Annotated in this window: 13 protein-coding genes and 1 tRNA gene; 8 read left to right on the top strand and 6 right to left on the bottom strand. The window is 64.3% G+C overall.

The window, feature by feature from the left end; all coding sequences use genetic code 11:
• Nucleotides 1-32 precede the first annotated feature (32 nt).
• From ureE to ABV408_RS07010, 4 genes are all read left to right on the top strand, one after another.
• Nucleotides 33-608 carry an urease accessory protein UreE gene (ureE, locus tag ABV408_RS06995; protein WP_353981737.1) on the top strand — a complete coding sequence of 192 codons (576 nt, stop codon included), beginning with the start codon at nt 33-35 and terminating at the stop codon, nt 606-608.
• 2 nt (nt 609-610) lie between these two features.
• Nucleotides 611-1,297: an urease accessory protein UreF gene (locus tag ABV408_RS07000; protein ID WP_353981738.1), complete on the top strand. Its 687-nt coding sequence runs from the start codon at nt 611-613 to the stop codon at nt 1,295-1,297.
• Nucleotides 1,298-1,422: 125 nt separating this feature from the next.
• The gene (gene ureG, locus ABV408_RS07005) at nt 1,423-2,085 is read left to right on the top strand and encodes an urease accessory protein UreG (RefSeq protein WP_353981739.1); all 663 of its coding nucleotides are present in this window, start codon (nt 1,423-1,425) and stop codon (nt 2,083-2,085) included.
• 84 nt (nt 2,086-2,169) lie between these two features.
• A complete protein-coding gene (locus ABV408_RS07010; protein ID WP_353981740.1) occupies nt 2,170-2,781 on the top strand; it encodes a HupE/UreJ family protein in 612 nt (203 codons plus the stop codon).
• A 249-nt stretch (nt 2,782-3,030) separates the two neighbouring features.
• Here ABV408_RS07010 and ABV408_RS07015 read toward each other — a convergent pair whose 3' ends face one another.
• Complete coding sequence (locus ABV408_RS07015; RefSeq protein ID WP_353981741.1) at nt 3,031-3,846, bottom strand: DUF1206 domain-containing protein; 816 nt, start codon at nt 3,844-3,846, stop codon at nt 3,031-3,033.
• 148 nt (nt 3,847-3,994) lie between these two features.
• Here ABV408_RS07015 and ABV408_RS07020 point away from each other — a divergent pair, with 148 nt between their 5' ends.
• Nucleotides 3,995-4,228, top strand: a complete 234-nt coding sequence (locus ABV408_RS07020) for a hypothetical protein (protein WP_353981742.1) — start codon at nt 3,995-3,997, stop codon at nt 4,226-4,228.
• Complete coding sequence (locus tag ABV408_RS07025; protein ID WP_353981743.1) at nt 4,221-5,708, top strand: sodium:solute symporter family protein; 1,488 nt, start codon at nt 4,221-4,223, stop codon at nt 5,706-5,708. The genes ABV408_RS07020 and ABV408_RS07025 overlap by 8 nt, the downstream gene beginning before the upstream one ends.
• 13 nt (nt 5,709-5,721) lie before the next feature.
• Here the strand turns inward: ABV408_RS07025 and ABV408_RS07030 are convergent, their stop codons facing one another.
• The 3 genes from ABV408_RS07030 to ABV408_RS07040 form a co-directional block, all read right to left on the bottom strand.
• Complete coding sequence (locus ABV408_RS07030; RefSeq protein WP_353981744.1) at nt 5,722-6,468, bottom strand: amino acid ABC transporter ATP-binding protein; 747 nt, start codon at nt 6,466-6,468, stop codon at nt 5,722-5,724.
• A complete protein-coding gene (locus ABV408_RS07035; protein WP_353981745.1) occupies nt 6,465-7,139 on the bottom strand; it encodes an amino acid ABC transporter permease in 675 nt (224 codons plus the stop codon). Before ABV408_RS07035 ends, ABV408_RS07030 begins: the two co-directional genes overlap by 4 nt.
• A gap of 141 nt (nt 7,140-7,280) precedes the next feature.
• Complete coding sequence (locus ABV408_RS07040) at nt 7,281-8,063, bottom strand: amino acid ABC transporter substrate-binding protein (protein ID WP_405049928.1); 783 nt, start codon at nt 8,061-8,063, stop codon at nt 7,281-7,283.
• Nucleotides 8,064-9,041: 978 nt separating this feature from the next.
• Here ABV408_RS07040 and ABV408_RS07045 point away from each other — a divergent pair.
• Entirely contained in the window at nt 9,042-9,386 is a 345-nt protein-coding gene (locus ABV408_RS07045) for a hypothetical protein (RefSeq protein ID WP_353981746.1), read from the top strand.
• Nucleotides 9,387-9,868: 482 nt separating this feature from the next.
• Nucleotides 9,869-9,953 (top strand) — tRNA-Leu (locus ABV408_RS07050).
• Between the two features lie 163 nt (nt 9,954-10,116).
• Here the strand turns inward: ABV408_RS07050 and ABV408_RS07055 are convergent.
• A complete protein-coding gene (locus ABV408_RS07055; RefSeq protein ID WP_353981747.1) occupies nt 10,117-10,836 on the bottom strand; it encodes a hypothetical protein in 720 nt (239 codons plus the stop codon).
• Nucleotides 10,837-11,496: 660 nt separating this feature from the next.
• Nucleotides 11,497-11,781, bottom strand: coding sequence for a hypothetical protein (locus ABV408_RS07060; RefSeq protein ID WP_353981748.1), 285 nt, complete (start codon nt 11,779-11,781; stop codon nt 11,497-11,499).
• Between the last annotated feature and the right edge of the window lie 4 nt (nt 11,782-11,785).

The following is an 11,785-nucleotide window of genomic DNA, read 5'->3' on the forward strand; positions in this document are numbered from 1 at the left end:
TTTGTTCTGATGAGAATGAGAAGGACGACACGATGTTGAAGTTGATCGAGCGCCTCGACGCGGCCTGCGACATGACCGCCGACGATAGCGTCACGCTCCCCTTCGAGCTGCGCTGCCGCGGGCGCCTCAAGGCCACCAGCGATGGCGGGCGCGAGCTGGGGCTGTTTCTCGACCGCGGCCCGGTGCTGCGCCACGGTGCGCTGCTGCGCGCGGAGAGCGGTGAGGTGATCGCGGTGCGCGCCGCCGACGAGCCGGTGGTCACCGCTCGGGTCGAGGGCAGCCTGGCGCTGGCTCGGCTCTGCTACCACCTGGGCAACCGCCATGTGCAGCTGGCGCTGGGTGCCGAGGGCGAGCGCGGCTGGGTGCGCTTTCCCCCCGATCACGTGCTGGAGGCACTGGCGACCCGATTGGGGGCGACACTGGAGCGTCACCGTGCGCCCTTCGACCCCGAGTCCGGCGCCTATGCCGAGGGGCACGTCCATGGCCACGGTCACAGCCATGGACATGGGCATGGACATGAACACGGCCACACGCACGCTCACGCGTCCGAGCGCGGGGGCGCCCTGGTCTACGACTTCGTGCCGCGCGGTCGCGGTCACGAGGATTGAGCATGGAGGGGGAGTCGACACGCTCGCCGCTGGCGTTGCTGGGTCTGATGCAGTTGGTGAGCCCGGCGCTGCCGATCGGCGCCTTCGCCTGGTCGCAGGGGCTGGAGAGTGCCTTCGAGCTCGGCTGGGTGACGGACGAAGCAACCCTCGGCGCCTGGCTCGACGGTGTCCTCGATGACGGCCTGACCCGCTGTGAGCTGCCGCTGCTCGAACGCCTGTGGCAGGCCTGGGAGCGCGGGGATCGCGCGGCGCTGGCGGCCTGGAACGACTGGCTGCTGGCCAACCGCGAGACCCATGAGCTGGCCGAGGAGGATCTGCGTCTGGGGCAGTCGCTGGCGCGCCTGCTCGGCGACCTGGGGCTGCTGCCGGAAGATGGCTGGCTGCCGCCGACGCCCACCTACGTCACGCTGTTCGCCTGGGCGGCGCAGCGGCGCGGTATCGCGCTGACGGATGCCCAACTGGGATTCGCCTGGGCCTGGCTCGAGAACCAGCTGGCGGCGGCGTGCAAGGCGCTACCGCTGGGGCAGACCGCGGCCCAGCGGCTGGTGGAGCGGCTGCGTCCGGCGCTGGCGGTCGCGGTGACGCGCGCCGCCGAGCTCGACGACGAGGATTTGGGCCCGGCGCTGCCGGGGCTGGCCCTGGCCAGTGCGCTGCACGAGACGCAGTACTCGCGGCTGTTTCGCAGCTGACCGGTGGACGTGACGGCATCATCGCCGAGCGAGACCGATGACAGCGCCACACTGAGCTTTCATACGCAATAGGCATCCGCGCCGGGGCGGGATCGGTCGGCGCGAAGACGAAAGGAGAGAGGGATATGCAACACTGTCTGCGAGTGGGCGTCGGCGGCCCGGTCGGGTCCGGCAAGACCGCTCTGCTCAAGCAGCTCTGCCTGGCGCTGCGCGAGCACTACGATATCGCGGTGGTCACCAACGACATCTATACCCGCGAGGACGCGGACTTCCTGCTGCGCCACGACGCGCTGGATGCCGACCGCATCATCGGCGTCGAGACCGGTGGCTGCCCGCACACCGCGATCCGCGAGGACGCCTCGATGAATCTGGCGGCGATCGACGACCTCCATGCGCGGCACCCGACGCTGGAGCTGGTGCTGGTGGAGTCGGGGGGCGACAACCTCGCCGCGACCTTCAGCCCCGAGCTCTCCGACCTGACCCTCTACGTGATCGATGTCTCCGCCGGTGACAAGATTCCGCGCAAGGGCGGGCCGGGGATCACCAAGTCGGATCTGCTGATCATCAACAAGATCGATATCGCCGAGCGCGTCCACGCCTCGCTCGAGGTCATGGAACGCGACGCCAAGATGATGCGCGGCCCGCGCCCCTTCGTCTTCGCCAACCTCTATGACGGGGTCGGCGTCGAGACCATCGTGCGCTTCATCCTCGACCGCGGGATGCTGCCGGAGCGCCGCGGCGAGGCGCAGCGAGCGCGGGCCGATCAGGCGCTGCTGTGTGCCGAGTGAATCGGTCCTGTTCACACTGATATCGACGCTTTCACATCCAAGCCGCTACCCATCACCCACCATCCACCACCCAAGGAGTACACCATGCAAGCTCGACCCTCTCGTCGCACCGCACGCCGTCTGGCCTGGCTCGGCGCCCCGCTGGCGCTGCTGCTGGCCTCGGCGGCCTACGCTCACCCGGGGCAGCTGCCGCATACCCATGGCGGCAGTTTTCTGGCCGGCCTGATGCACCCGCTGACCGGGCTCGACCATCTGCTGGCGATGCTGGCGATCGGGCTGTGGAGCTGCCGCCAGGCGCCCACGCTGCGCCGGGCGATGCCTGCGCTGATCGCGCTGGGCATGGTCTGCGGTGCTGGCCTGGCCTGGGCCGGGGTGCCGCTGCTGGGGGTGGAGTTCGGCATCGCCTCCAGCGTGCTGCTGGCGGGGGTGCTGCTGGCGACGCTGGTCAAGCTGCCCAGCGCGGTGGGTGGCACACTGGTGTTCGCCTTCATCCTGCTGCACGGTCACGCTCACGGCAGCGAACTGGCGCCGGGCGCCTCGGCGCTGCTCTATGCGCTGGGCTTCGTGGTCACCAGCGTGGCGATCACCCTTGTCGGGCGCCACGCCGGTGCCTGGCTGGCCCAGCGTGACAGCCGCTGGCTGCGCGGCATCGGTGCCGCCATCGCTGCGGCCGGCGGGGCGCTGATGCTGGGCTGAGTTCTCCGCCCCGTCAGCTCTCTTGCGCATCCGGCTCGGTATCGGCTGCGTACCTTGGTTACCTGCCGGCGCTGCATGGCCGGGCAGGTGACTCGGCGCTGCGGCCCTGATCGCGGCGCCGGCTGGTTCTGCCGGTGCGCTGTTACGATCCTTCCAGGCCGCTTCCACGGCCTTTTTTGGGTTTCGTCGAAGGTCAGCTTTCGGGGGCTTGGGGCTCGCACAAGGCCAGTATCGGGGCCTCATATACGCTCAGCGCGGATGGCGCACGCGGCGATAGCCCGCATTGATGAAGCAGTAGCCGCCGTAGGCGATCAGGCCGCAGGCGACCCCGCCCAGCAGGAAGTCGCCGTAGGGCTGGTGGGCCAGCAGATCGAGGGCGCCGCCCAGACCCTGGGTCTGGCTGGGCGAGAGCTGCCAGGCGGCCAGGCCGAGCAGGCCGCCGATCAGGATGAAGGTCACGCCGCGGGCGGCCAGCCCGACTCTGGCGATGCCCTCGAGCAGCGGCAGCGGTGGGTTGGGGCGCTGGTCGAGATGCCAGTTCTTGCGGTAGGCGCGCCGCCAGGCGCGCACGAGCTGATGCACGCCCACCGCGACGAAGCCCAATCCCACCGCCAGCAGCAGCCAGCGCCCGCCCGGGATACCCAGCAGCCACTCGGTGCGACGGCTGTTATCCTCCTGGGATGAGCTCGATACGCTGTGCAGCAGCAGGGTCGCGCACTGCCACGCCAGGGTGGCGTAGAGGCCAGCGCTGAGGGCGAACCCCAGCCGCTGCAGCCAACCCTTCCAGTCGTTACCCTTGTGCTCGGTGTCCCAGATCGCCTGGCCCAGGCGCCAGGCGACATAGGCGACCAGGCCCAGGCCGAGCAGCACCAGCAGCACGCTGCCGAAGGGCCACAGCGCGATCTTGCGGATCACCTCGCTGGTGCCACTCTCGCTGCCGCCCAGACCAATGGTGGTGAGCAGGGCGAGCCAGCCCACCGCGACATAGATCAGGCCCTTGGCGGTATAGCCGACGGATGCGCTGAAGCGCAGCCCGTCGCGGAGTCGAGAGTGTCGTGGCGGCATGGAGGTCCTTGAACGCGAGTGATCCCTGCAGCCTAGCAGCTCGCCGGGTTCGGCGCCGATGCCCAATGCGATACGCTATCCTGTCGCTGGTCGCCGGGTGGGGCGGTGAAAACTCGTGAAGCACGCGTGACATACTGTGGGAATATCGATGAAGCATTTCGTGGTACGCCCGCGTTCGGCGGCGGGCTGGGGGCTGTTGCTGCTGTTCCTGGGCCTGATCGGTATGGGCCTGTGGCCGGTGGTGGCCGGCGTCAATCGGGCGCGGCTGGCGTTCGGGCTGCCGTGGCTGGCGCTGTGGGCCTATGCGATCGTGGCCGGCTGCTGGGTCGCCATGCTGCTGGGCAACCGCTGGCTGGCGCGGCGGGGGCGCGGCGATGAGTGAACTCGCGACGCGCAGCCTGATGCCTTTGTGGATCACCCTGGGCTATGTCGCGGTGGCGCTGGTGATCGGCCTGCGCGCGCGCCGTGGCCGCATCATGGACAGCTTGGAGGAGTGGGGCGTGGCCGGGCGCAGCATGGGCGGCGTGACGCTCTATCTGCTGATCGCCGCCGGCAGCATCAGCGCCTATACCTTCATGGGGGCGCCCGGCTGGGCCTACAGCAAGGGGGTCGCGGTCTTCTACGTGGTGATCTATCTCTCCTACCTGGCGCTGGTGGCGTGGTATTGCGGGCCGCGGGTGTGGGAGTTCGGCCGGCGCTTTGGTCACGTCACCCAGGGGGCGGCCATTGCCGACCGTTACCAGAGTCCGCTGCTGGGTGGCCTGGCGGCGCTGGTGATGTCGATCGGCTCACTGGCCTACGCGGTGCTGCAGACCATGGGGTCGGCCTACATTCTGGCGGTGATGAGCGGCGGGCGTATTCCGGTCTGGGCGGGCGTGATCCTGATCCTGGCGGCGATGGCGCTCTATCTCTACGTCAGCGGGCAGCACGCCATCGGCCTGACCAACGCCTTCCAGGGCGTACTGATGCTGGTGGTGGCGTGGAGTGTCGGGCTGTGGTCGGCCCACACCGCCAGCGGCGAACTGGGTTTCGGCGCCATCTTCGCGCGCCTGCAGGCCGAGCGCCCCGACTTCCTGACCCTGCCGGGGGCGGGCGGCGACATGAGCTTCGCCTTCTGGACCACCTCGATCATCGTCTCGATGCTCTCTTTCATGCCGCCGGTGTGGAGCCAGTGGATGAGCGCTCGCTCCGCCGACACCATCCGCCGCAGCGCGACCTGGCTGCCGACCTACTACATCGTGGTGCTGCCGATGGTGGTGGTAGGCTTCATCGGCATCCTGGCGCTGCCACAGCTCGAACGCGCCGACACCGTGGCCCTGAGCTACGCCCTCGGCCATCTGCCGGTGTGGCTGGTGGGACTGCTGGGGGCGGGCACCCTGGCGGCGGCGATGTCCTCGTGCGAGCCGTTTCTGCACTCGGTGGCGATGGCCTATGCGCGGGATATCGCCCAGCCGCTATGGCGCCTGGGCGACCGCGCCACGGCGCGTCTGGCGCGGTGCCTGCTGATCCCGATCATGGCGCTGATCGTGGCCCCGGTGGCGATCAGCGAACCCAGCAACCTGGTGATGATCCTGCTGGTGGGGCTCGGCTTCGCCACTCAGGTGCTGCCGGCCTTCATCGGCATGTTCGTGTGGACCCGCGCCTCCACCGCCGGGGTGATCGCCGGCATTGTCGCCGGCTTCTGCGTGACCCTTGCCTTCACCCTGATCTGGCGCAACCCCCTCGGCGTGCATGCCGGCTTCTGGGGGCTGCTGGTCAACCTGCCGCTGTTCGTGGGCGTGTCGCTGCTGACGCGGCCGGTGCGCGACGACGTGGTCGAGCGCTTCTTCGCCGTCAGCGCGCCGGGCCGCGATCGCGGCTGATGTGCGGGCGGGCTCAGCCGGGGTTGGCGGCGAGGATCTTCTTCAGGAAGCGCTGGGTGCGCTCGTCGCGGGGCTGGCTGAACAGCGTCGCCGGCGGCCCCTGCTCGATGATCCGCCCCTCGTCCATGAATACCACGCGGTCGGCGACTTCGCGGGCGAACTGCATCTCGTGAGTCACTACGATCATGGTCTGGTGCTCCGCCGCGAGCTGCTTCATCAGTCCCAGCACCTCCTCGACCCATTGCGGGTCGAGGGCCGAGGTCGGCTCATCGAACAGGATCACTTCGGCGTTGGCCGCCATGGCTCGGCCGATACCGACGCGCTGCTGCTGCCCCCCCGAGAGCGAGGCGGGATAGGCATCGGCTTTGTCGGCCAGGCCGATGCGCTCGAGGATCTTGCGCGCCCGGGCATGCGCCTCGCGCTTGGAGAGACCGTCGACGACGATCATGCCCTCGGCGATGTTCTGAAGCGCGGTCTTGTTGGCGAACAGGGCGTAGTTCTGGAAGACGAAGGCGGTGCGTCGGCGCAGGGCGAGAATCTGCGCCTGGGTAGCGCGAGTGGCATCGACCTGGAGATCGCCCACCGTGAGCTGGCCGGCATCCGGGTGCTCGAGGAAGTTGATGCAGCGCAGCAGGGTCGACTTGCCGGTGCCGGAGGGGCCGACCACGACGATGATCTCGCCGCGCTCGAGTTTCAAGTCGATGGCGTCGAAGACCACCTGGTCGCCGAACTGCTTGCGGATACCCTTGAGTTCGATCATCGCTGATAGGCCCGGTTGAGTCGTTGCTCCAGCCATTTCTGTACCCACGACAGGGCTTCCACCACGACCCAGTAGATCACGGCGACGACCAGAAAGGCTTCGAAGTAGAGAAAGCTGCTGGCGGCTTCCTTCTGAGTCGCTCCCATCAGCTCGGTGACACCCAGGGTGAAGGCGAGCGAGGTCGACTTGATCATGTCGATGAAGTAGTTCATCAGCGTCGGCGTGGCGACGCGGGTCGCCTGGGGCAGCACGATGCGCCGCATCAGCTGGCCCTGGGTCATGCCCACCGAGAGCGCGGCTTCGGTCTGGCTGCGGTCGATCCCGACGATGGCGGCGCGGATCGACTCCGCCATGTAGGCCGAGAAGTGCAGCGTCAGACCGAGAATGGTGGCGGTGATGCCGTTGATCGAGACCAGGAAGGTGAGTACCTGCGGCAGCCCGTAGTAGAACAGAAACAGCTGCACCAGCAGCGGCGTGCCGCGGAAGAACGAGATGAACAGCAGGGCGAAAGCGTTGAGCCCGGGTAGCTGGGTCACCCGGATCACCGCCAGCAGCGAAGCCAGGAGCAGGGCGCACAGCATGCCTGCGGCGGCCATGCCCAGGGTCAACGGCAGGTAGCCCAGAAGAATGGGCACCAGGCCCAGCATGTAGTCGACATTGAGTGCGTGCATAGAGGTCACTACGCCGCGCAGCGCGGCCGTGGATAACAGAAAGGCCCATGAAGCCGGCGAGCGTCATGGGCCGTGTCGCCCCGGCGCAGCCCTGCGTGCAGGACGCAGGGCAAGACCCGAGGGCGGCGTGGGATCAGAGTATCAGGGTTGGGTGATATCGGTACCGAACCACTTCTCGGAGATCGCCTTCAGCTTGCCGCTATCACGCAGCTTGGCCAGCGCCGCGTTGACACGATCACGCAGGGCTGCGCCGGCTTCGTCGTCGCGGAAGGGGTAGGCGTTCTGGATCTGCGAGAAGGGCTGGCCGGCAAGCTCGAGCGGCAGCGGCTTGTCCTTGATCACCTGGGTCGCGCTGACACGGTCCATGACGAAGGCATCGGCACGGCCGAGGGCCACGTCCTGCTCGATATTGGAGTCGTAGGTCTTGATATTGATCTGATCGGCGTAGGGCAGCTCCTCGAGCAGCGCCTCGTAGTTGGAGCCGAGGTTGACCGCGACGGTCTTGCCTTTTAGATCTTCGACGCCGTGAATGGTGTCGTTGCCCTTGCGCACCACGACCTGGGCGCCGTCATAGACGTAGGGCGTGCTGAACAGATATTTCTTCTCACGCTCAGGGGTGATGGTGATCTGGTTGGCGATGGTGTCGATGCGCCCGGAGTCGAGCATCCCGGCAAGCCCGGAGAAACTGGCGGTGACGAAATCGATGTCATCGCCGGTCTCTTCGCCGATGGCGTTCATCAGATCGACCTCGAAGCCCTTGAGCACGTCATGGTCGACGAAGGTGAACGGATAGTAGCCGCCGGACATGCCCACGCGCAGCGTATCGGCGTGCGCCATACCGCCCAGCGAAACCAGTCCAAGACCCAGGGCCAGGGCGCCACTGCGCAGCATACGGCCAGCCAGAGAGTGTGCGTATCGAGCCATGCGGTTGATCTCCTCGTCGATAGGGTCAGCGCGGGGTCCGGCCGCGCTATCGTGAATGGGTGTAGCATAGCGCAAAATTTTTTGCCGGAATAAGAGAAAAATTTTATATGCCATTTTGTTTGGGGCTATGGCGTCGTCGCTAGCGACGAGCTCGCCGATACCTGGCAGACGGCGGAATATTTTGTACGAGCCTTTGTCGTTTGTAATGTATTGATCTAACATCGGCTCGATTCTCTTCGTGAAGGCTGCCGCAGGGACGTGACCAAGGGACTTGCGTGATGCGCTGGTTAGCGGCATGGCCAGGGAACGGGCCGATAGGCTCAGGTACCGTTGAGAGTCGAGAGCGAGTCGCGTTCTGGGCGCTATCGGCGTTGCTCTCGCAGCCCCGGCAGACGGGCTGGAGCGCATCCTGCTTTCGGGGAGTCGATGTCCTTCCATCGTCTCCCTTTCCTCATTTCATGGCGCACCTGCCGGTTATGGCGTCGCTGGCGGTGGCATCAGGTATCGCTCATGCACGGCAGACGCTTGACCTAGAGAAAGGTTTTGTATAACTTTGCACTCGTTGGTCGATTCACCGGCTTCAAGGATGGAGTCTAGGGACAACAGGTGAATCTTGGCTGCGATCATGGAAGATCGTATGGCTGCATGGCACCAGGAAAGTGACCTTGTGGCTTGATTGCACAGCACCGCACGCCGGCAGGGGTCAGGATGACTCTTTTCAGGACAGGAAGTCCCCGGCGCAGGCGGACCTGACAAAGGCGGGCCCTCGGGCTCGCCTTTCGTGTTTCTGGCCTCTCCTCATGGCTATCTACGTCTGACCCGGCTTGACGTGTCGATGGTGATACCGGCCGTGAATGTCGAAGCGGCGACATCCCCGCCCCCGTAGGCAGGCAGAAAGCGCCATTTGCGCTATGCTGAAGAAACGCCATGCGCCCGAGGCGCAGCGTGTCTGTCAACCAAAGAGACAAGGGACTTGCCATGAAAAAAGGTATTGCAGTCGTCACCGCTACCGCTCTTATGCTGCTCGGCGGGGCGGGCATGGTCTATGCCGACAGCGCCGCGATGAAGGAAGCCGAGCAGGCCAACCAGGAGCCGCTCAAGAAAGGTGACGGCGTGACCGAGTCGCAGCAGGACATGATGAGCGGCGAAAGCGAGCATCAGGGCATGGATGAAAGCGGTCACAGCGCGGCGACCGATGATGCCATCGATGCCATGCAAGAGGAGACCGATGGCAAGACCGATATCAAGAATGCCGAGGATCTCGACTCGATCAACGCTCAGGGCCAGAGCGACGCTGCTGCGGACGCACAGAAGTCCCAGTGATAGGCGAACAGTCTCTCTCGAAAAGCGCCCTGCGGGGCGCTTTTTTGTGGCATGACACCGTCTCTTCGGCAGCGTCTGGATACATAACGATACAATTACTTTGGTACTTCTTCACCTGTATCAAATTATCTGATCCGTCAGGGGTCCACAGTGTGCATGTCGTCAGGGAGACGACATCAGGAAGCGAGGCCGCAGGAAGCGGCCGGCACAGGGAGGTTTGGCAGGACGCCATGGCATTCGGCAGGAAGCCGTCACCGATTAGGGGGTTCGTACGCGGACCCTCTATTTTTGTGTCGCCCATGACGCCATCTTTGTGTCATCCACTCCCGCATTTTGTGCAGCCCATGAATAGCGACGCTCGGCCCTGGGCGTCGGGGCGAGATGCCTCCGGAGGCGATCCCGCGTCGTTCCGGTATGGCAGGGGCCGGATAGCGAATTGACTTTGGGGCGCTCGTCCGTAAAATGAGCGCGCTCTTCATCCGGCGGATGTGGTGGAATTGGTAGACACGCTAGATTTAGGTTCTAGTGCCGCAAGGCGTGGGAGTTCGAGTCTCCCCATCCGCACCAGCTTGATTCACGACGCCTTCGGCTATTGGTGAATCGCTTCGGTCGATCCTCCTGATTGTCCAGTGTGGCCATAGCGTGGCCTCTGAATACCTCGATCGTCTCTCGTGGCCCCGGGAAGAGGCCAGTGCGCGATCAGCCCAAACCTCCTCCTCTGTGTCGTCAGCTAAGGTTCGTAGGCGACACGATGCAGTCTGATCACCACGTTCTCGATGAACGACTTGCAGCGGGTCGCATAGTGCGGATGGATCTGTCTTATATGCCCTTCGGGATCGCGGTCGCCTTCGTAGGTGATCTGGTTGCGTCTCTGGATCAGTACGTCGAGTTTCTGCTTGATGTCGGTGGGAGTGCAGGCGGGCCCCGGCCAGATGGCGGCAATCGATTCGATGATATCGGCATGCCCCAGTAGACGATAAGCGGCAATCAGTTCCTCCGGTGACTTGAAGGAAAGCGACGTGCGGCCGCTGGGCTTGGAGGGGTCTATCCAGGTTCGCGTGCCGCGGTGCGTGTCGCTGGTCGGTTGGCGATGCATGCACAAGCCTGATTCCATGGTGCTGACCGGCTGCTCGAGCACGTTCTTCATCGGCACGTAGAGCGAAATGCAGGCGCGATAATCTCCCAACTTGTCGGTGACGACTTCGTCGACGTAGGCATCCATGGCCGCCAGCGAGAAGGCAACCGCCGAGCGCGGTAGCCAGAGCAGGTCGCTGTGTGCCTCGTCCAGCCGTCCGCGAGGCAGAATGCCGCGTGCGCTGCACAGCTCCCTGTACATGTTCACAAGCTTGTCGACAGCCGACATTCGGCTCTGAAAACGCTCGTAGAGTGACATGTTGTTCGTATGGCTCCCGGAAATGATGGACGGTGAAATGGCATCGATGAGCTGCATCGATCCCGCCGTAGATGTGCTCTGATAGACGTGCAATCGGCGCGATCTTCCCTTGCGGTGCGATGATTATCGGTGAATTTTTCTTTTCTTATCAAAGCTGATATTTATTTTAGATGTATCTAATGTAATTGGGTTTATTTTGCCCCATGAATTGATGATGGGCTCTATGTTTGCGGCCTCTGGAGCCAGGTCTTCACAGGGATGATGATCTAAAAAGCCTTTTTGTTAGCGTTCTTTGGGTTTTTATTTCTCTGGTGTAAGTGGTTTCTAGGGGGCGTATGAGTCGAGTAAGAGGAGGAGGATTTTTCTGAGTTTTTTATGTTAGATTTTTTTGATATTAGGCCTGTGTGAGCTTTATGCCATGAGGCTAATATCGTGTTCGAAAGCATGCGCTGTACGTTTCCGGCAGGATGAGAAGTGATTCAACGTGTCGTGGACGTTCATGTTTCGAAGAGGAGACTGATGGCCCCAGAGAATCAATCAAGATGGACGACTGCGAGGTAGCGCGAGAAGGTATGAAGGCGTCATGGGCTGGGGAAGCCGATGCGGCCAGGTGATAGGCATCTGGTCGAGCGTCGGATGGCGGATGTCTGTACCCGGGTTCGGGCCTGTACGAAGGCGAGACCGCATGGGCAGCCGGTTTTGCTGGTGAAGCTGCCGCTATAGATAGATGCGCTTTTCTGCTTTGATCTCATCCCCCTGTGGCCATCTCTCACAGGGGACACCGAAGCGATTCTCTGCTTCGGAGCGTAGCAGGTCGATGCGTCTAATCAGCGTGCGACGATTGCTGCAGATACTCATGGGAATGGTACGCACGAAGGCGCCGCGATCATGGCTCACTCTGACGCTGACGTGGGGTGATGCCTCCTTGAAAGAGGCGCGCACGCGATACGGTTTCAATCCTGCTTCCAGTAGCTGTGCAGCTTCCTGTTCGGCCAGTGGCATCGCA

The sequence above is a fragment of the Salinicola endophyticus genome, assembly GCF_040536835.1.
Lineage (GTDB): Bacteria > Pseudomonadota > Gammaproteobacteria > Pseudomonadales > Halomonadaceae > Salinicola > Salinicola endophyticus_A.

What these genes read in the sequence shown, in the direction of transcription:
- ureE (WP_353981737.1), top strand. Translation starts at nt 33, where the DNA reads ATGTTGAAGTTGATCGAGCGCCTCGACGCGGCCTGCGACATGACCGCC.
- ABV408_RS07015 (WP_353981741.1), bottom strand. Translation starts at nt 3,846, where the DNA reads ATGCCGCCACGACACTCTCGACTCCGCGACGGGCTGCGCTTCAGCGCA.
- ABV408_RS07020 (WP_353981742.1), top strand. Translation starts at nt 3,995, where the DNA reads ATGAAGCATTTCGTGGTACGCCCGCGTTCGGCGGCGGGCTGGGGGCTG.
- ABV408_RS07035 (WP_353981745.1), bottom strand. Translation starts at nt 7,139, where the DNA reads ATGCACGCACTCAATGTCGACTACATGCTGGGCCTGGTGCCCATTCTT.
- ABV408_RS07055 (WP_353981747.1), bottom strand. Translation starts at nt 10,836, where the DNA reads ATGCAGCTCATCGATGCCATTTCACCGTCCATCATTTCCGGGAGCCAT.
- ureG (WP_353981739.1), top strand. Translation starts at nt 1,423, where the DNA reads ATGCAACACTGTCTGCGAGTGGGCGTCGGCGGCCCGGTCGGGTCCGGC.
- ABV408_RS07030 (WP_353981744.1), bottom strand. Translation starts at nt 6,468, where the DNA reads ATGATCGAACTCAAGGGTATCCGCAAGCAGTTCGGCGACCAGGTGGTC.
- ABV408_RS07010 (WP_353981740.1), top strand. Translation starts at nt 2,170, where the DNA reads ATGCAAGCTCGACCCTCTCGTCGCACCGCACGCCGTCTGGCCTGGCTC.
- ABV408_RS07045 (WP_353981746.1), top strand. Translation starts at nt 9,042, where the DNA reads ATGAAAAAAGGTATTGCAGTCGTCACCGCTACCGCTCTTATGCTGCTC.
- ABV408_RS07060 (WP_353981748.1), bottom strand. Translation starts at nt 11,781, where the DNA reads ATGCCACTGGCCGAACAGGAAGCTGCACAGCTACTGGAAGCAGGATTG.
- ABV408_RS07000 (WP_353981738.1), top strand. Translation starts at nt 611, where the DNA reads ATGGAGGGGGAGTCGACACGCTCGCCGCTGGCGTTGCTGGGTCTGATG.
- ABV408_RS07040 (WP_405049928.1), bottom strand. Translation starts at nt 8,063, where the DNA reads ATGGCTCGATACGCACACTCTCTGGCTGGCCGTATGCTGCGCAGTGGC.
- ABV408_RS07025 (WP_353981743.1), top strand. Translation starts at nt 4,221, where the DNA reads ATGAGTGAACTCGCGACGCGCAGCCTGATGCCTTTGTGGATCACCCTG.